The 17,330-nt window shown below is 58.9% G+C and carries 13 protein-coding genes; 8 read left to right on the top strand and 5 right to left on the bottom strand.

From position 1 onward, the window contains the following. Nucleotides 1-412 precede the first annotated feature (412 nt). From RGCCGE502_RS29410 to RGCCGE502_RS36865, 4 genes are all read left to right on the top strand, one after another. The gene (locus RGCCGE502_RS29410) at nucleotides 413-1,723 is read left to right on the top strand and encodes a hemolysin family protein (protein WP_040675952.1); all 1,311 of its coding nucleotides are present in this window, start codon (nucleotides 413-415) and stop codon (nucleotides 1,721-1,723) included. An 81-nt stretch (nucleotides 1,724-1,804) separates the two neighbouring features. Further along, nucleotides 1,805-2,089 (top strand): DUF1236 domain-containing protein, encoded by a 285-nt coding sequence (locus RGCCGE502_RS29405; protein WP_016557870.1) that lies wholly within the window; start codon nucleotides 1,805-1,807, stop codon nucleotides 2,087-2,089. Between the two features lie 10 nt (nucleotides 2,090-2,099). After that, entirely contained in the window at nucleotides 2,100-2,348 is a 249-nt protein-coding gene (locus tag RGCCGE502_RS38350; RefSeq protein WP_341875057.1) for a DUF6665 family protein, read from the top strand. A gap of 865 nt (nucleotides 2,349-3,213) precedes the next feature. Continuing rightward, the gene (locus RGCCGE502_RS36865; RefSeq protein WP_141652434.1) at nucleotides 3,214-3,408 is read left to right on the top strand and encodes a hypothetical protein; all 195 of its coding nucleotides are present in this window, start codon (nucleotides 3,214-3,216) and stop codon (nucleotides 3,406-3,408) included. Between the two features lie 28 nt (nucleotides 3,409-3,436). Here the strand turns inward: RGCCGE502_RS36865 and RGCCGE502_RS29390 are convergent, their stop codons facing one another. Then, nucleotides 3,437-7,114 carry an adenylate/guanylate cyclase domain-containing protein gene (locus RGCCGE502_RS29390; protein ID WP_016557867.1) on the bottom strand — a complete coding sequence of 1,226 codons (3,678 nt, stop codon included), beginning with the start codon at nucleotides 7,112-7,114 and terminating at the stop codon, nucleotides 3,437-3,439. Between the two features lie 226 nt (nucleotides 7,115-7,340). On the opposite strand from RGCCGE502_RS29390, the gene RGCCGE502_RS29385 reads away from it, so the two are divergent. The 4 genes from RGCCGE502_RS29385 to RGCCGE502_RS29370 all read left to right on the top strand — a co-directional run bounded on the left by RGCCGE502_RS29385 (nucleotide 7,341) and on the right by RGCCGE502_RS29370 (nucleotide 12,855). After that, entirely contained in the window at nucleotides 7,341-8,942 is a 1,602-nt protein-coding gene (locus tag RGCCGE502_RS29385; RefSeq protein WP_016557866.1) for an ABC transporter substrate-binding protein, read from the top strand. A gap of 264 nt (nucleotides 8,943-9,206) precedes the next feature. Continuing rightward, entirely contained in the window at nucleotides 9,207-10,172 is a 966-nt protein-coding gene (locus RGCCGE502_RS29380; protein ID WP_016557865.1) for an ABC transporter permease, read from the top strand. Further along, on the top strand, nucleotides 10,169-11,011 hold the full coding sequence (locus RGCCGE502_RS29375; protein ID WP_016557864.1) for an ABC transporter permease: 843 nt from the start codon (nucleotides 10,169-10,171) through the stop codon (nucleotides 11,009-11,011). The genes RGCCGE502_RS29380 and RGCCGE502_RS29375 overlap by 4 nt, the downstream gene beginning before the upstream one ends. Continuing rightward, on the top strand, nucleotides 11,008-12,855 hold the full coding sequence (locus tag RGCCGE502_RS29370) for a dipeptide ABC transporter ATP-binding protein (protein ID WP_016557863.1): 1,848 nt from the start codon (nucleotides 11,008-11,010) through the stop codon (nucleotides 12,853-12,855). The genes RGCCGE502_RS29375 and RGCCGE502_RS29370 overlap by 4 nt, the downstream gene beginning before the upstream one ends. Before the next feature lie 32 nt (nucleotides 12,856-12,887). On the opposite strand, the gene RGCCGE502_RS29365 is transcribed toward RGCCGE502_RS29370, so the two are convergent. From RGCCGE502_RS29365 to RGCCGE502_RS29350, 4 genes are read right to left on the bottom strand one after another with little or no spacing between them, the layout of a single operon-like run. After that, the gene (locus RGCCGE502_RS29365) at nucleotides 12,888-13,958 is read right to left on the bottom strand and encodes an ABC transporter ATP-binding protein (RefSeq protein ID WP_016557862.1); all 1,071 of its coding nucleotides are present in this window, start codon (nucleotides 13,956-13,958) and stop codon (nucleotides 12,888-12,890) included. A gap of 18 nt (nucleotides 13,959-13,976) precedes the next feature. Continuing rightward, a complete protein-coding gene (locus RGCCGE502_RS29360) occupies nucleotides 13,977-15,497 on the bottom strand; it encodes a DUF5060 domain-containing protein (protein ID WP_016557861.1) in 1,521 nt (506 codons plus the stop codon). Between the two features lie 31 nt (nucleotides 15,498-15,528). Then, nucleotides 15,529-16,356 carry a carbohydrate ABC transporter permease gene (locus RGCCGE502_RS29355; protein WP_051158748.1) on the bottom strand — a complete coding sequence of 276 codons (828 nt, stop codon included), beginning with the start codon at nucleotides 16,354-16,356 and terminating at the stop codon, nucleotides 15,529-15,531. Nucleotides 16,357-16,409: 53 nt separating this feature from the next. Continuing rightward, nucleotides 16,410-17,309 (bottom strand): carbohydrate ABC transporter permease, encoded by a 900-nt coding sequence (locus RGCCGE502_RS29350; RefSeq protein WP_019280369.1) that lies wholly within the window; start codon nucleotides 17,307-17,309, stop codon nucleotides 16,410-16,412. Nucleotides 17,310-17,330: the final 21 nt, after the last annotated feature.

Genomic DNA, 17,330 nt, shown 5'->3' with positions numbered 1-17,330 from the left:
CAGCGGATCACGATACCTGGGCCTTCGAACTGGTGAACGCTACTGCCGGGATTTTCGAGGTTACTTTGATCTTCCAAAGGCAGAGCCGTCTGAGGATCGAGTACGGCACGCCAACCGGGGCGGGCATTCGTCGCTTGCAATCTGGCATCCATCGGGGGACGCGCACGCCGCCGAGACCTTGCCCGGCGTCGAAGGCCGTGCGCCGCACCTACCGGAATGGGCTTCGGCCAGGATCCCGGCAGAAACTAGGCAGCAAGCGTGACGATCACCGGATCGGAAGCAACGGTCAGTGCTTTGCCTCGGTCTGCGATCATTGAAGCAAAGAAACAGCCACCGCGATCGGATTGCCGCTGGTGTTCTCTCGGAGAATGCCTATGTTTCGCGTAGTTTCGACGTTACAGGGTTCCCATTTTTGCTTCTCGAAATATCAATAGTTGCCATTCTTACCATCTTGAATGGCGTCCTCGCCATGTCGGAGCTTGCTGTCGTTTCGTCCCGGCCGGCCCGTTTGAAAGTTCTTGCCGACCAGGGGAGCCGTGGGGCTGCCATGGCGATAAGGCTTGGCGAGGAGCCCGGACGGTTCCTGTCGACCGTGCAGATCGGGATCACGCTTGTCGGCGTGCTGTCCGGCGCGTTCTCGGGCGCGACGCTTGGCGCGCGATTGGCCGGCTGGCTTGGCAAGCAAGGTCTGTCGCCCGCCGCTGCTGACGCGCTTGGCGTCGGCTCGGTGGTCGTCGCGATTACATATCTCTCGCTGATCGTCGGCGAACTTGTTCCAAAGCAAATTGCCCTTCGCGCGCCCGAGACGGTTGCAAGCAAGGTCGCTCCGGCGATGATATTCCTGTCCCGCCTTGCCGCACCGCTCGTCTGGTTGCTCGACGCATCAGGGCGCACCATCCTTCGCCTTCTCGGCCAGGCCGGCAAGTCGGGCGATATCGTCACCGACGAGGAAATCAAGACGGTTCTCGCGGAAGCGCACAGTGCCGGTGTCATCGAGACGGAGGAGTCGGCGATGATTTCCGGGGTCATGAGACTGGCGGACCGAAATGCTCGAGCCTTGATGACACCGCGCCGGGACGTAGAGGTGATTGATATCGAAGACAGTTTCCCCGCAATCCGGGAGCAACTTCGCCGGTCCGCACAGGCGCGATTGCCTGTTCGCAAGAATAGCTCGGACGAGATCATCGGCGTGCTCTTGACCAAGGATTTCTATGATGCCCTCGCGTCCACGGGTCATGTCGACATTGGGACGCTTGTGCAGCAGGTCCCGATCGTGTCGGATCTGTCGGGCGCAATAGACATCATTCAGGCAATCCGTCGATCAAGCTGCCACATGGTACTGGTCTATGACGAATATGGTCACTTTGAGGGCGTGATTACCTCCGGGGACATTCTGGAGGCGATCCTGGGAGCAGTCCAGGAAGACTCGATCGGCGAGCGAGCCATTGTGCGCCGTCACGACGGCAGCTATCTCGTATCAGGCTGGACCCCGATCGACGAGTTCGCGGATTTCATGAACTTCCAGGTTGATGACTACAGGAACTATCAGACAGTCGCAGGTCTTGTCCTGGAGGAAATGAAGCATCTGCCCGAGGTCGGCGAGAGCTTCATCATGAATGGTTGGCGCATTGAAGTTGTCGACCTGGATGGGCGACGGATCGACAAGCTGCTTTTGACAGCAATCGCCGCTCCGGACGAGGGCGCGCGCCAGACGTTGCAGTAAGCCTCGAACGTGGCTGTTGGGGCGCAGACGGAACCTTCAAGCGGAAACGGAGTTCATCATCCAGAAACGTTGGAGGTTAATATGAAGGTGCATGCTACAGCCGCAATCGCGGCATTGATGTTGACCGGTACCGCAATGGCACAGACCACCGTCGTTACGGTGCCTGGCGAGGTGAGGACTTACATTACCGAGCAGGAGGTGCCGTCTGTCACTTATGACGGGGATATTATTGTCGGAACAGAGTTGCCGTCCTCGGTAGAGGTGCATACGATCCCGAGCAATGATGCATACGGTTACACAGTGATCAACAAGCAACGCGTGATCATCGATCCCCATACCCACCGCGTCATCGAAGTGATCAAGTAATCAACGGGATCTGCTAAAGGGAAGACATCTCGGCCGTCAGGGCCGCAGGGCGGAAGCTGCGTTGGCCAAGTTGGCTGCATGGTCGTCCGACAACCATCATCAGATAGATCGAACGACGCTCCTTGATGACGCTTCCCAGGCGGTATGGGCCCTATTCATCCAGCGAGAGATCTGCGGGCTTCGAAACAACAGGGAAGTCATCGATCGCTACCAGATTCCGGGCGAGGTCCTTGTAAGGCTCGGCGCTACTCGCAGGTGATACCGGAATTCGGGCGTTGGTGGGGATTCGTGGGGCGGTGACTGATGGGACAATTAACATTTCCATGAACTGCGCATAAAGGAGCGCTGTGACCTGCCGATATGATCCGATGGAAGGGGCGATCAGAAGGTGTCGTCAGGAGACCGGTCGACTTATGGGACCGGGCGGCGACGATGACCGGACTGCTTTTATGCATCGACTGAAGCGTGTTTAAAAAGGCGCAGCATATTGCCCCAGAATAATAGTATTCCCGAGTAAGATTCATGCGCATATCTTATCCCAAGCATTGAACGCATCGCGCGCCTGTCTTCATTGATCTCGGAGTCACCAAGAAGAAAACATGACGATATTTATCTGGTCGGATTTAACCTAGCCGAAATTGCCGAGATGGGACATACTTGCTGTGCAGTTGTTCTCTTGTTCATGTTGGAAGGGCGGATCGCCCGGTAGCGATTGGAGAGACGTATGCCAGCCAATTGGGATCCAAATCAGCAGATTGACTCCGAGACAGGCCGTATTGAATGGCCGACAGGTCCAATGACAGACATTGATCCGAACTTCGAGCCCAGGTGGGTCGAGGCCTGGGTTGTACAGGGTGGCGGAATAGGTCCAGGGCAAGTTTGGGCCGGACCAAGTCAAAGCTCTTCTCAGAGTTCCTGGACGGGCTTCGAGGACGGGCGGTGGACCGCGCCCGAGGCTGGGTGGAGAAACGGACGCTTTGCGCCCGGCCCAGCAGTCGGTATTTCACTCCTCGCATTGCGCGATGATCATGGACATTACCAGTATGATTGGTGGTTCGATGTTGTCACACTTCAGAACTAGCGCCGATCGGGGATGGTCGAGCGAGATGCAGATGGAGGATAACATGACCATCGATCAGCGCGAATTCATTGAGCGCTACAAGACCCAGGTCGACGTTCTGCGGACGTTGCAGAAGAGGGTCACCGAGGCGATCGGCAGGGCCGAGGAAAAGCTTGAGCGGGTGGCCAACGGAGAAGCGATAGACACGGTCTTCGGGCCTGTCCGGCCTAGTCCGACGGGTAAGGAGCGTGGTGGCTAGCCCGATCTCGGCGCGTGCGCTTCGGCGGTCATGCATTATCTAGGTCGACGACGCGACGTCGGGTGGTGGCAGCGCCCACCACGTTTCCCTTGCGCTCGTATAGACGTAAGGCCGCCTGCGCCGCGCCGACCGCGTCGCTGCGTCGGCTCGCCGCCTCGAGAACGTAAGACAAATCGACGAGTGCTACTGCCTTGTCGTTGATGAAGTCAGTCTTTTCGGCGAACTCCACTGCCGCGCGCGCAAGGGCCTCCGCATCCTGGATTTTTGCCCTCCTGGCGAGGATACGCGCGCGCACACGCCGCCAACGAACCTGTGTCACCAGATCATCAATCGCGGCAAGTTCCGAACTGAGGTTCGCAAACTCCTCGGCCTCATCGTCACGCCCTTGCTCCATGAGAACGGCTGCAAGTGAGGCGGCCATCGTCGAACGGAAGGCGCGCTCGCCCATCTCCTCAAGCGCGCGGTAGGAAGCGCGCGCGCTTTTTTCTGCTGCGGCAGGATTGCCGGCGAGGAGTTCGATGACGGCTTCATGCTCGGACGAAGCTACATAAAGGGTGTGGGTCAGGCCGAGGTCCGCGTACGCGGCATTGCTCTTTCCGATCTGGTCGCGGGCAACCGAAAAACGGCCGGCGATTGCGTTGAGGGAAGCAAGCTGACGCAGGATCGCCGCCTCGGATACCGGGCTTTCGGTCACCTCCGCGCGCATGGCCTCGCAACGGCTGATCCCTTCGGGGGCAGGGGTGGGGCCGAACCAGAGCGACGAAGCAATCCAGGTGAGGATCTCGTTATACTCGTGGCGGTCGTCGGCACGCCGGGCGTGAACAGCTGCGCGCTCCCACGCCTCGGCCGCCGCCTCGCCGCGGGCGCCGTTGAAGCAAAGCCATGCCTTGAGCCGGTGTGCACGGCATAGACCGAGGTCATCCCCCAGGCTTTCAAAGATCGGGACAGCCTTGATTGCTGCCTCTTCCGCATTTTTTACCCCGTCTTCCTTGGCCAGGAGGAGCTGCAGGAACTGGCGCTGGACGCTGACATGGGCAATCAAACTCCGGTTGTTGGTCGCGGTAGCAAGTTGCTCGGCTTCATCGAGCATGCGACCCGCATCGTCCAACCGACCGCTTTCGATCTGCGCACCGCTCAATTCGGCGAGCAGCACGATCCGGCGCGTGTCATCGCTCGGGATCAGCCGCAAAACCCGCTCCAGAAGGGAGATCGCCGCTGGAAGGTCGCTCCGAACAAGAGCGCGTCGTCCAGCTGCCTCGAGCCGTTCGCCGGCCCGGGCGGCAAGGGAAGCTGCATGTGTATCGCGTGGACCCAGCGATGTCCGGTATTGAAAGGCCTGCTCAAGGTGATAACCGACGAATTCCTCGAATTCGCGCAGACGGTCTGCGGTCGTTCGTTCAAGCCAGGCGGCGAAGTGCTCGTGCAGTTCGGCCCGCGCGTTCTTTGGCAGGGAGCGATAGGCGGCATCCCGGATGAGGACGTGCCGGAATCGATAGGCTTTGTCACCGGGAAAGGTCGGGGCCTCAGGCCGGATGAGATCACGGCGGACGAGCGCCATCAACCCGTTCTCGAGCCCATCAAGCAATGACCTTTCCAATTCGCCGACGGCGCCTTGATGGAAAACTGAGCCCTCCACAGCAGCGGTTCTGAGAATGGCACGTTCTAGGGATGGAAGCCGCTCGAGCCGGGCGGCGAGAAGAGCGTTGATCGACGAGGGGACCGGCAGATCGGCAAGATCGGATACAGAGACCCAGCCATCGGGCGCGCGGCGAAGATAGTTCTCGTCTATCAGCATCGCGACGAGCTCTTCGGCGAAGAGTGCATTGCCGTCGGCCGCATTGAAGATCCTCGACTCGGCAGCCGCCGGGAGTGGTGCGCCGCCGAAGAGGTTGGATATCAGTGTATGGCATTCTACATCGCTCAGCCGCTCGAGCGAGATCGAGGTTGCGTTGCGCTTGCCGGCTCCCCAGCCTGGACGAGCGTCGAAGAGTTCCGGCCGCGCCATGCAGACGAGGAGGATTGGGACGTCACGCGAGAAGTCGGCAATGTGCTCAAGCAGGTCGAGGAATGTCGGCTCCGCCCAATGAACGTCGTCGACCACGACGACGAGCGGGCTGGATCGAGCGAGCGCCTCCAGGAGCTTGCGCACGGCCCAGGCAGTCTCCTCGGTGGTCCCTTGTACCGCCCCGCCAAGCCCGAGGGCCCCAGCCACGCGCGCGGCAATGAGGCCTGCCTTTTCGTCGCCTGCCAGCCGCGCTTCGATCATCGTTGCGAGTTGCTCACCGGTATCCAGCCCCTCCGCCCGTATGAATTCCCGCACGATCTCGGCCAGGGGCCAATAGGTGATGCCTTCGCCATAGGGCAGGCAGTTGCCGTGCAAGATCGTAACGTCTGATGGAAGACCACGCGCGAACTCTCGCACCAGCCGCGACTTTCCGACCCCGGCATCGCCAAGGACGCTGACCATGTGGCAGGTCCTGTCGCCGACTGCGTTTTGGAAGACGGTTTCGAGCAACACACGCTGGCGTTCGCGCCCGACAAAGGGCGAATCGAAGCGGCGTGCAAGGCCGGGCGCGTGGGGGAGGACTTGTCTGACAACAAGTGCCGTGATGGTATCGCCGTGCTTGAGCAGACGCGGTCCGCTTGGCGACACGACGACTGCGTCGCGCACGAGTCTGTGCGTCGATCTGCCGATCAGGATCTCATCAGGCAGCGCTGCCTCCTCCAGCCGTTTGGCGACATTGACGGCCTCGCCGGCGACTGAGAGAAACCCCCTCAAATCGCCGCCTGCGATCACCTCTCCTGTGTTGATCCCTATCCGGTTTGCAAGGCGAACGCCCCACCCAGCCTCCAGCTGCTGATTGAGGTCGGCAAGTCTTTCTCGCATCTCCGCCGCCGCCCGCACGGCGCGCGTCGCGTCGTCCTCGTTGGCTAGGGGCACGCCAAACGTGGCCATGATGGCGTCCCCGATATATTTATCAACGAACCCGCCATGGCGCTGCACGACAGCGCTGATCTCGCCAAAGTAACGTGCGAGCAGGTTGCGAAGGGCTTCCGGGTCAAGCGTTAGTCCCAGTCGCGAGGAATCAACGATATCGGCAAACAGGATCGTGACCGTCTTGCGGGCGTCTGAGCTCGGCTCGCGCATCCTGGACGCCAGCGGCGTAGCCGCATCTGACCGGGCGGCCATCCGGTAGATCTTGACAGGCCGGCTGATGTTTTTCAGTTGCTGCTCGCCAGCATACTCGAAATCGACATCGATCTTGCCCAAGAGTTGATCGTAAGCTGAGCCTGTGATCAACACGCTTCCGGGAGGGCAGATCTGTTCAAGACGAGCCGCTACGTTGATGCCATCGCCCAGGAGGTCGTCATCCTCGACGACGACATCTCCGAGGTTTATCCCGATGCGTAAAACGATCCGACGCTCGGGATTAACCGGCCTTTGCCAGTCGGCGACTTTTTCCTGCATTGTCACCGCACAGGCCACTGCATCGACGACGGAGTTGAATTCCGCGATCAATCCGTCACCCATGACCTTGACAATCCGGCCATGGTGCTCGGAAAACAACGGCTCCATAAGGGATTGCCGTAGATGTTTTACGGCGCTAAGCGTTCCGGTTTCGTCCGCTTCGACGAGGCCTGAATAGCCGACGACATCTGCAACCAGTATTGCTGCGAGTTTTCGTCCGACCCGAGGCAATGGCATGATATCGCCCTTCTGCTGGCAGACTTGCCTTCATCACACGTCGTTCCAAGACGAAACAATAGCTTATTGCTGCGGATGCGACGACCAGAATCGGCGTCCGGTATCTGTTGTTCGCTTACTCCCATTGCGGACTGGGGTATCCGGACGTAGGTGTGCCCCTTGAGGCCTGGCAACGAGACGCGTACATTCACGTTGGCTAATGCATCATTTTGAGACGGGGGATCGAATGGACATCTGCTTGACGCGACGTTATGCCATGGTGAACGGCGTGCTACTCACCGCAGCCGTTGCCCTGTCAGGTCCGCGTTCGATCATACGTTCGGCAAGCGCTGGTGATCAAATCGACAAGCTCACTTGGGCCTTGCCCAGCATTGCGGACACGCTGTTCATTCCACATGCCTGGACAACCTATGTCGGAGCGATCATGTCGCTTGTCCAGGAGGGATCGCTGACGTTCGGGGATGACCTCGCTCTCGAACCCGCAGCCGCTGACTCTTGGGAACAGCCCGATCCGACGACCCTGCGCTATCATCTGCGTGGCGGTGTCACGTTCGGCGACGGAACTCCTCTTACGGCAGAGGATGTGGCTGCTACGATACAGTATCACATGAACCCTGACTCCGGCTCTCAGCTTGCCTCCTTTTACAGTTCGGTGGCAGCCGTTGAAGTGACGTCGAAAGATCTGGTTACTGTCAAATTGAAAGCGCCTGACGTGCAGTACATCTATACGGCTGCGCACATGGCGGGATTCGTCTTCAAGAAGGAACAACTTGCGGCCAAGGGTATCGGAACGCCAGAGGTGCTGCCACTTGGGACCGGCCCCTACAGATTGATCGAATTTGTACCGACGGATCGCGTTGTCCTTGAGGCCCGCGATGACTACTGGGGCGGGAAACCTCTCGCAAAACGCATCGTCTTCCAGGCAATACCAGACCGACAGGCCCGACTTCTTGCCATGCAGCACGGTGACATAGACGGCACCTTCGATGTCGCCATCTCCGACCTCAACCAATGGGAAGCCCTCGACAACGCCAAGGTCAAGACAACACCGTCTCTTGGCGTCTATGCACTCATTCTGGACCAATCGGCGCCACCCTTCGACGACATCCATGTAAGGCGCGCCGTGGCCCATGCTGTCGACCGGGAGGGCTTGGTCAAGGCGCTTCTGAAGGGCAAAGGCGAGGCTGCGACGGCTCTGAACCCTCCGCAGATGTGGTCAGGGCTGATGGCTGCGGATCAGGTTCGCGCCTTTTACGACACGTTGGCGGACTACCCCTTCGATCTTTCGCAAGCCAAGGCCGAGCTGGCAAAATCCGGCCATGCGGACGGTTTTGACCTTTCGATCCCGGCATCGACTGCCGATCCGTACATGATCAATGTCCTGCAATCCGTAGTGGAGAACCTGAAGCAGATCGGTATCCGTGCAAAAATCGAGGAACTCGACAACAACGCGTGGCTCGCACAGTATTTTCGCCATGAGAAGCTTGGCATGCAAATCATGGCCTACTACCCCGACTATCCGGATGCGGTCAGTTATCCCTACCTATTCTTGTCAAGCTCTACGGCGAGAAAGGACGGTCTGAACGGCTCGAACTTCAAAGATGCAAAGGTTGACGCTCTTCTAAAGATCGCTATCGAGAAGTCAGACCCTAAGGAGCGCACCAACGCGCTGAAGGAAGTGTTCAAGATAGTCAACGAAGGCGTCCCGCTGGTGCCGATATTTTGGCCCGATTCTGCTATGGCTCTCAGCAACAAGTACAGTCTCACCGGATATACGGCCTTCTGGTATAATATTCCCTGGGCCATGAGGGGGTTCGGCCCGGGATAGCAAAGCCGCTGTCCGGCCGAACGCGGATGGGTTGCTTTCGTCGCATCGATCGACACCGGCTGAAAATGGAAGGCATCGCCGGATGGACCTTTTTTTAGCGTGCATCATCGATCGACGGCAGATCACAGACCTGCGGGCGTCGCCAGAAGCTGGCTTTATTCGTTTGCGGGCCGCCGCTCGATCCGATCGCCTGCGCGAACGGAATCAACTTGATGCCTGCCGCTCAATAAGCGGCTGTTCCAGGCGCACCTGCGGGGCGCCTCAATGACGGCTTCCAGCTTCCTCATGTTTCTTGCTCGCCGGTGCGCGGTGGCAATCCCACTTCTTCTTATCATCTCATTTGGTGTCTTCGTGTTGGTCCATATCGCTCCCGGCGATCCGGTGCGCTCCCTGCTCGGCACGCGTGCGGCAGATCCGGCAACGATTGCAGCGATCCGCGCCCGTTACCACCTCGACGACCCCTTGCCTGTACAGTACGGGAAATGGCTATCGCAGGTCATTCAGGGGGACCTTGGCGTCTCGATTCAGGGCAACCGGGCGGTGACGCGAACCATAAGGGATCGGCTAGGTGTCACTGTCTTTCTAACCTTGATGAGCAGTGTCCTTGTTCTTGGCCCCGGGATAGTGCTTGGCGCCGTTGCCGCATATTGCCATGGCAGGCGCCTGGACCGGGCGCTTGTCATGCTGGGTGTCTTCGGGATCAGCTCTCCGGCTTTCGTCACCGGTATTTTCCTTCTTTACGTCTTCGGTGTTCTGCTACGCTGGTTTCCTATCTTTGGATCAGGTGAGGGCTTTTTCGATCGTGCCTGGCATCTGACACTTCCGTCGCTTGCGTTGGCGATTTCTGTCATGGCAATCGTCATCAAGATCACCCGCGCTGCAATGATCGAGGAACTTGGACAGGATTACGTGACGTTTGCAAAGTCACGTGGCCTTTCCCCGCGTCGCATTCTGTTTGCATACGTTCTGCGGAATTCCCTCATTCCTCTGGTCACAGCCGCGGGGATCATCGTTGTTGGTATTGTGGCCGGGGCGATCTACGTCGAAGTCACCTTTTCCCTCCCGGGCCTGGGCGCCCTGACGGTTGAGGCCATTCAGAAGCGTGATATTCCGACAATCCAGGGCATCGTTTTGCTCTTTTCCACCTTTGTGGTGCTGGTTAATCTTGTTGTCGACGTGCTCTATGCACTGATTGATCCTCGCATCCGCTTTGGGAGAGTTCGGCCATGAGCAGCCCAGCGGCCGGCGAGGTAGGAGGCAGGGAAGAACGGCCGCGCGTTCCAGCGGTCATACTCATTGCCTTGCTGGTTCTCGCGACGGTGGCGATCAGTGCCGTGTTTGGAGAAAAGCTTACCCCTGATTCCCCGTTCGTTCAGCGGCTTGGGATTGGAGATACACCGCCATCGCTCGCCCACATCGCTGGGACGGATCTGTTTGGGCGCGATGTGCTCTCGCGCGTTATCTACGGCGCAAGGACAGCGCTGGCGGGCCCGGTCGTCGTCGCCGCCGGCTCTTTTGCGATCGCCACCGTGCTTGGGTTGGTGTCAGGCTATTTCGGCGGCGTGGTCGACACGGCAATCATGCGCTGGGTTGACGTCATGCTCGCACTACCAGGGCCGCTTCTGGCCGTGGTTGTCGTCGGTGTCGTGGGAGGCGGATACTGGACCGCCGTCGCCGTTCTTGTCGTCCTTTTTTCCGCACCCGATACACGCATTGTACGCAGTGCAGTCCTGGAGCAACGACCCCTTCCTTACATCGAAGCTGCTCGCACACTTGGCTTATCGAAGACACGCATCCTCTTCGTGCACATTCTTCCGAATGTGGCGCCAATAATCCTTGCCTATGTGATCCTTGACTTCGCTTTTGCCCTGGTCAACCTCGCAGGCTTGTCGTTCCTCGGTCTCGGCACTGAGCCAGGTGCCCCCGACTGGGGCCGGATGCTTTTCGAGAACCGCAATATCCTGTTCTCAAATCCCGTTGCCCTGCTTTTACCTGCTGGATTGATCATATTGACCGCCATCAGCATAAACCTCATCGGCGACTGGCTGCTCGAGCGGTTTGCTAAATGAAGACACGCTCGATCTCGGCCGGCGGAGGTGGACCGCTTCTCGAGGTCGAGGGCCTTGCCATCTCGCTGGGCACGATGACGATCACGACATCCATGAGCATCGCGCTGGAGCGCGGCGAGAGCATTGCGATCGTTGGCGAGTCCGGATCGGGAAAGTCGGTGACTGCCCGCGCGATTGCCGGTCTGTTGCCGTCGGGCCTCGACGCGACCGGCGCGATCACCTTCGACGGTATGTCCCTGATGCCGCTTCCCGAACGCGAACGTCGCAAAGTTAGGGGATATCGGGTGTCGATGCTGATGCAGGATCCTTTCACGATGCTGAACCCTCTGATGTGCTGCGGCGATCACATAGACGAGATGCTTCGTGCGCGGCCGGAGTTCGCATCGCGGGCAGCAAGGGCGAACGAGGTGCAAAGACGTCTCGAGGAAGTCGGCATTTCTGACCCGGATGTGGCACGTCGCCTACCATTCCAGTTGTCGGGAGGCATGTGTCAGCGCGTCGCAATGGCTGCCGCCCTTGCGCGCGACCCGGATCTACTCATTGCCGACGAGCCCACCACGGCGCTTGACGTCACCAGTCAAGCCGAGATCATGAAGCTCCTCGCCGATGTACAGCGGGAGCGTCACATGGGCCTCATCCTTGTCACCCACAATCTGCGTCTCGCCTTCGCGACCTGCCAGCGCGTCTACGTCCTCTATGCAGGCTCAATACTCGAAGTCGGCGACGCCATCGCGATCGAGCGGCAACCTTTCCATCCCTACACTCTAGGGCTACTCCTGTCGGACCCCCCGGTGGATATACGCGTGCCCAACCTTGTCGCAATGCGGGGTTCCGTGCCTCGCGCTGCCGAGGTCGTTGACCGCTGCAGTTTTGCCGACCGCTGCGATTGGGCGAGTGCGGTTTGCCGCGCCTTAAAGCCGCCGCTTGTTGCTCGCGATGGTCTGCGCTTCACAGCATGCCTGCGTCAGGACGAGATCCAGAGCGAGATCGACGCCCGGCGCGCGACAGTACTGTCGGAGGAGCCGAAAAGGCTATCTCCCGGGGAAGCCAGGGAATGCCTGGTTCGTGTCAACTCGCTGGCAAAGACATTTTCTGGTGGTCGGGGACGACCGGTCCGTGCGGTAAGGGATGTTTCGTTCTACATAAGGTCCGGGGAATGTGTGGGTCTGGTTGGAGAATCCGGCTCGGGCAAAACCACGATCGGGAGATGCCTGGTTGGCCTCGAGAACCCGACCTCCGGTGACATTGTTATCGGCGGTATCTCGGCAGCTGACTACGGCGCAATGGAGAAGAGGGACCTTGCCCGCATCCGTCGGTCCATCCAGATGGTTTTTCAGGACGCCTATTCGACGCTCAATCCCCGACATAGCGTTGGTCGGGCATTGAGTGAGGCACTAGGCGCGTCGGTGGGCGCCACGAGCCCGGCGACACCCGAACGGGTCGCGTCTCTGCTTGCAGAGGTCGGCTTGTCTGCTGCATACGCCAACCGCCGTCCGGTGTCGCTTTCTGGCGGCGAACGCCAGCGCGTTGCGATTGCACGTGCTCTCGCGGTCAAGCCGGCAATTCTTGTCTGCGACGAACCGGTTTCGGCTCTCGATGTCTCTGTTCAAGCTCAGGTGCTTAACCTGTTCCGACGCCTGCAGGTTGAGCACGCCCTCTCATATCTCTTTATCACGCACGATCTTGCTGTACTGCGCCAGATCGCCGAGCGGATCTATGTGCTTTATCTCGGCGAGATCGTCGAACACGGACCGACCGAGAAGGTCATCGGCGACCCGCAGCACCCGTATACGCGGCGGCTCGTTCAATCGATCCCGCGAGGAACGATGCAACTGACACGCTGACGCGGACGAAAGCGCGCGAGACGCGCGCGCCCTCAGGTTTCCAGCCGCTGCTGGGTCTGTAGGTCGAAGAAATGGACCTTTGCCGTTTCCATCGAGAGTTTTACTGTTTGCTCGGGCGCAAGTTCGACGCGATCGCGCACGACCCAGGTTAGTTCCCTGCCATCGACTTCAACGGCGACATGGGTTTCCGAACCTGTTGGCTCCACAACCTTGACAGTGGCTTCGATGCCGGTTTCGCCCCCGAGCGAAATATCCTCGGGACGGATGCCGAGTATGACCGGCCTTTTGGTCGAATTGGCGGGCGCGTGTGAAAGCCTGATACGGGCACTGCTCGGCAGCACGAGCCAAGGGTTGGTGTCGACCTCGATCGTTCCTTCAAGAAAGTTCATCGCGGGAGAACCGAGGAACTCTGCAACAAACACGTTGCGTGGTCTGTCGTAGAGCTCCAGAGGACTTCCGATCTGCTCCACCTTGCCACCCTGGAGGACGACGATCTTGTCAGCCATGGTCATCGCTTCGATCTGATCATGCGTGACGTAGACGATCGTCGTTTTCAGGCGTTGGTGAAGGGCCTTGATCTCGGCCCGCATCTTGACGCGCAGTTTTGCATCAAGATTGGACAACGGTTCGTCGAACAGGAAAACTTTCGGGTCCCTGACAATTGCCCGTCCCATGGCGACGCGTTGCCGCTGGCCACCCGACAATTGAGCCGGCTTTCGGCCGAGCAGTGGTTCGAGGCCAAGGATCGCCGCGGCTTCAGCAACCTTCTTCTCGATCTCCGGCCGCTTCGTTCCTGCAAGTTCGAGAGCGAATCCCATGTTTTGCGCTACGGTCATTTGCGGGTAGAGCGCATAGTTCTGGAAGACCATCGCGATGTCGCGGTCCTTGGGTTGAAGATTGTTCACGACACGCCCACCGATGCTGATCTGGCCGGCGGTGATGTCCTCCAATCCGGCAATCATTCGCAGCAGCGTAGACTTGCCGCAGCCCGAGGGACCGACAAGAATGACGAATTCTCCGTTGGCAATTTCGACATCGACGCCGTGGATGATGTCGACCGCACCAAAAGATTTTTTGACTTTGCTGATGCTGAGCCCGGTCATGGTCAAACTCTCCTTTGCCTAGCGCTTCTTGCGCACACGTAGCGCCTGGTAGGGCTTGCGCGGGAGTTCAACGCCGAACGCTGCGTCCGGTTTGCCCCCACGCACGATCGCTCCGTGACGGGTCGGGTGAGGAACGGGAGCCTCCACCTTCTTCGCCGGCGTGATCGTCATGCCCCAGGTGTCGATGATGTCGACTTCGTAGTCGTCACTGTCCAATGGCAAGCCTGAGGACCAGATAATCGGCTGGTGTTCGCCGAGATAGATCAGCCGGAAATCGCCGTCGCGATCCTGTGCGCCGGAAACGCGCGACCACGGCCACTCGCCCACGGAGGCAATCGGCTCAAGCCCGTCCCTGACATCCTCCTCCAGGAGGTCTCTCAAGAAGCCGATGCGGTTCCAGGCTTCGCCACGTAACTCGCCACCCTTTGCCCACCAGATGAGGTCCTCCGGGTGTGAGTAGGTCTCGCCATGGCCGGCGTAGCCCCCTCGCGTCACTGTCGTCCAGAACCGATGCACGAGCTCGGAGGCGCTGATGTTGCCCCATGATTGAATGATGTCACCCTCATATTCGGGCTCGTCGTTGACGACAGGCTTGCCGTAGGCGTTGCGCCACTCCTGGGTGCGCTTGACGTCCCAGTTCTGGATGCAGGTGTGGGTCACCCACGGCTTGCGGTGATCGAAATTCGCGGTGACGTCGCCGTTGTGGATCGAGCGCAGGTGCCGGTACGGATCGTTCTCCTCGAGAATGTGGAAGTAGCGATCCCATTGCTCCATGGGCTTTGTATCGAGAAGGAAATCGTACTCGTTGGCAAGCGACCACCAGACGTTCCGGTAGGCTGACAGGCGTGCTGCGAGATAGGCTACGTAGCGGTAATCCTGATCGGCGGACATGTCGGCGTATCCCCAGCGATCGTAGGGATGGAAAATAATGATGTCGGCCTCAATCCCCAGCTTGCAGAGCGCTTCAACCTGTTTGTCGAAGTGCTGGAATAATGCAGGGTTCGGACGATCGAAATCTTCCTGGCCGTCAGCGCCCCGTTCGAAGCATGTGTGGAGTGGCTCGTTGACATTGTAGGGGTAGTCCTTCGGGAAGACACCCATGCGGATCTTGTTGAAGCGTGTCTGCTTCAGGGTTTCGAGGGTCTGTTGCTGCATGGCGACAGGTTGATGCGTCCAGGCATAGCAAGTCGTTCCGAAAGACAGGAACGGGGTTCCGTCTGCATAGGCGAAGTGGAACTTGTTTCTGACGCGAACAGGCCCGTGGTTGCCTGAAGACGGTGGAGACGCGATGAAAGCGCCAGTCATTTTATCCAGTGCGGCAGTCTTCGAATGCGTTCGATATGTCCATTCGCCTTCGGTATCGGGCATGAAACGGATGCGATACGTGTTTGCGCCATCGTAGAAACCGGGAACGCGGACCTCACGGCTCTTGTGCGTGAAGATGGCATCGAATGCCACGTCGAGATACGGATTGCCACCCGAGGGACCTTCGAAGGACATCTCGAACACGCCCCATTTTTCGACTGTTGCAATGGACATTGACATTTCTCCTCAAAGATTTCTGTAGCGGCTAGCCTTTGACCGCGCCGGAGGTGAGGCCGGACACGAAATAGCGCTGGAACATCAGGTACACGATCGTTGCCGGCAGCACGGTCATGACGATTGCTGCGTTGAGTTGGCCGTAGTTGCTTGAGAACTGTCCCTGAAACGACATAAGACCGAGCGGCAACGTCCACATGTGCTGATCCTGGAGCAGGACCAGCGCCATCGCGAACTCGTTCCAGGTCGAAACGAAGTCCAGAATGAGGAGGGCTGCAAGGACCGGCAGGCAGACGGGAAGGAATATGCGGCGGAAAATAGTGAAGTGTGTCGCGCCGTCAATGAGTGCGGCTTCCGACAACTCTTTCGGAATTCCCTTGAAGAACCCGTGCAGAATGAAGACCTGGTAGGGTACGCCGAATGCAATGTAAGGCAGGATGACGCCCGGGTAGGTGTCGATGAGGCCGAAGGAGTTCACGAGCGTAAACAGCGGAGCAAGCATTACCTGAAAAGGGATCATGGTTCCGAAGACGACGACAAGAAGCAGGAGTTTGGATATCCGCAGCTTAATCTTGGCCAACGCGTATGCAGCCATGGCCGATAGCGCCAATCCGAGAGGAACCTTGATGACGGTTATGATGACGCTGTTGAAGAAGGAGTTCGCGAAGTTGCCGCGGCTCCAGGCGCCGCTGTAGTTGTCGAACGCAAGCTCGGTCGGAGGCATGAAGGCTCCCGTACTCGTAACTGCAGCCGGTGTCTTCAGCGACGTGAAGACAATGAAGATAAACGGTGCGAGCCATACAAGCGCGACAAGAAATAGAGCGATCCAAAGACCGATCAGGATGGGATCGCGTTTCATGGACGATGATCTGGTCTGAAGGTCCGAAATGCCGGAATCGATGTGCACGGTCGTCACTCCCCGGTCTCCTCGTGTTTCTGCGTCCATCTGAGATAGGGAATGACGACTGCCATCGTGATCAGGAGCAGGACGACAGAGATCGCTGCCCCGCGACCGAAGTCGAAGATTTGCATTGCCTGCGTGAACGCCCAGAGAGCCAGCATCTGTGTGGATTGGGCGGGACCGCCGCCCGTCAGGCCATAGACGATATCGAAGGCCTTTAGCGACGAGATGATCGACAGAACGAGCACGATGGTGATCGTTGGCCGAAGCGCGGGCAATGTAACGTGCTTGAAAACGCCCCACCGTCCTGCGCCGTCAATCCTGGCGGCTTCAATAAGGGTCTGCGAGACATTCTGCAGTCCGGCAAGGAAGAGGACCATCGAGAATCCAACCGTCTGCCAGAGGTAGGCAATGAACACGGAATAGAGGGCAATATCCTTTTGTCCAAGCCAGTCCTTGATCCAGGCCTGCAAGCCCCATGAAGTGAGTATCTGGCTGAACAGGCCGAAGAAGGGATCGTACATCCACTTCCACATCGTCGCGACGGCGATCGGCGCAATGATGACTGGCAGATAGAAGATTGCTCTAAGGCTGTTGCGCCCGACAATCTTTTGATTGAGGCTAAGCGCCAGCAGGAGCCCAACCATTGGCGGAAAGACCAGGCTCATGAGGGTCCAGATCACCGTGTTGCGAAAGGCGACCCAGAAAACCGGATCTCGCGTGAATATCGCCGAGTAGTTGGCAAGTCCCACAAACTGCCGATGCGGATCCAGACCGTTCCATTTCTGAAAACTCAGGATGACGACGTTGAGCATCGGATAGAGCGCGAAGACGGCGTAAATTGCCAGCGCTGGGACGAGCAGGATGAGCGCCTGCACGCGGGGATCATGGGTCGTTTGGCGTATTGGCATGACGTCCTCCAGGCGCGTGAT

The sequence above is a fragment of the Rhizobium grahamii CCGE 502 genome, assembly GCF_000298315.2.
Classification (GTDB): domain Bacteria; phylum Pseudomonadota; class Alphaproteobacteria; order Rhizobiales; family Rhizobiaceae; genus Rhizobium; species Rhizobium grahamii.
Note: the sequence above shows the minus strand (reverse complement) of the source record. Positions and strands in the feature narration are given on the sequence as shown.

Bases quoted from the DNA above. Each gene is read 5' to 3' on its own strand.
- RGCCGE502_RS29405 (WP_016557870.1), top strand. From the start codon at position 1,805: ATGAAGGTGCATGCTACAGCCGCAATCGCGGCATTGATGTTGACCGGT.
- RGCCGE502_RS36865 (WP_141652434.1), top strand. From the start codon at position 3,214: ATGACCATCGATCAGCGCGAATTCATTGAGCGCTACAAGACCCAGGTC.
- RGCCGE502_RS29390 (WP_016557867.1), bottom strand. From the start codon at position 7,114: ATGCCATTGCCTCGGGTCGGACGAAAACTCGCAGCAATACTGGTTGCA.
- RGCCGE502_RS29385 (WP_016557866.1), top strand. From the start codon at position 7,341: ATGGACATCTGCTTGACGCGACGTTATGCCATGGTGAACGGCGTGCTA.
- RGCCGE502_RS29380 (WP_016557865.1), top strand. From the start codon at position 9,207: ATGACGGCTTCCAGCTTCCTCATGTTTCTTGCTCGCCGGTGCGCGGTG.
- RGCCGE502_RS29375 (WP_016557864.1), top strand. From the start codon at position 10,169: ATGAGCAGCCCAGCGGCCGGCGAGGTAGGAGGCAGGGAAGAACGGCCG.
- RGCCGE502_RS29370 (WP_016557863.1), top strand. From the start codon at position 11,008: ATGAAGACACGCTCGATCTCGGCCGGCGGAGGTGGACCGCTTCTCGAG.
- RGCCGE502_RS29365 (WP_016557862.1), bottom strand. From the start codon at position 13,958: ATGACCGGGCTCAGCATCAGCAAAGTCAAAAAATCTTTTGGTGCGGTC.
- RGCCGE502_RS29360 (WP_016557861.1), bottom strand. From the start codon at position 15,497: ATGTCCATTGCAACAGTCGAAAAATGGGGCGTGTTCGAGATGTCCTTC.
- RGCCGE502_RS29355 (WP_051158748.1), bottom strand. From the start codon at position 16,356: ATGAAACGCGATCCCATCCTGATCGGTCTTTGGATCGCTCTATTTCTT.
- RGCCGE502_RS29350 (WP_019280369.1), bottom strand. From the start codon at position 17,309: ATGCCAATACGCCAAACGACCCATGATCCCCGCGTGCAGGCGCTCATC.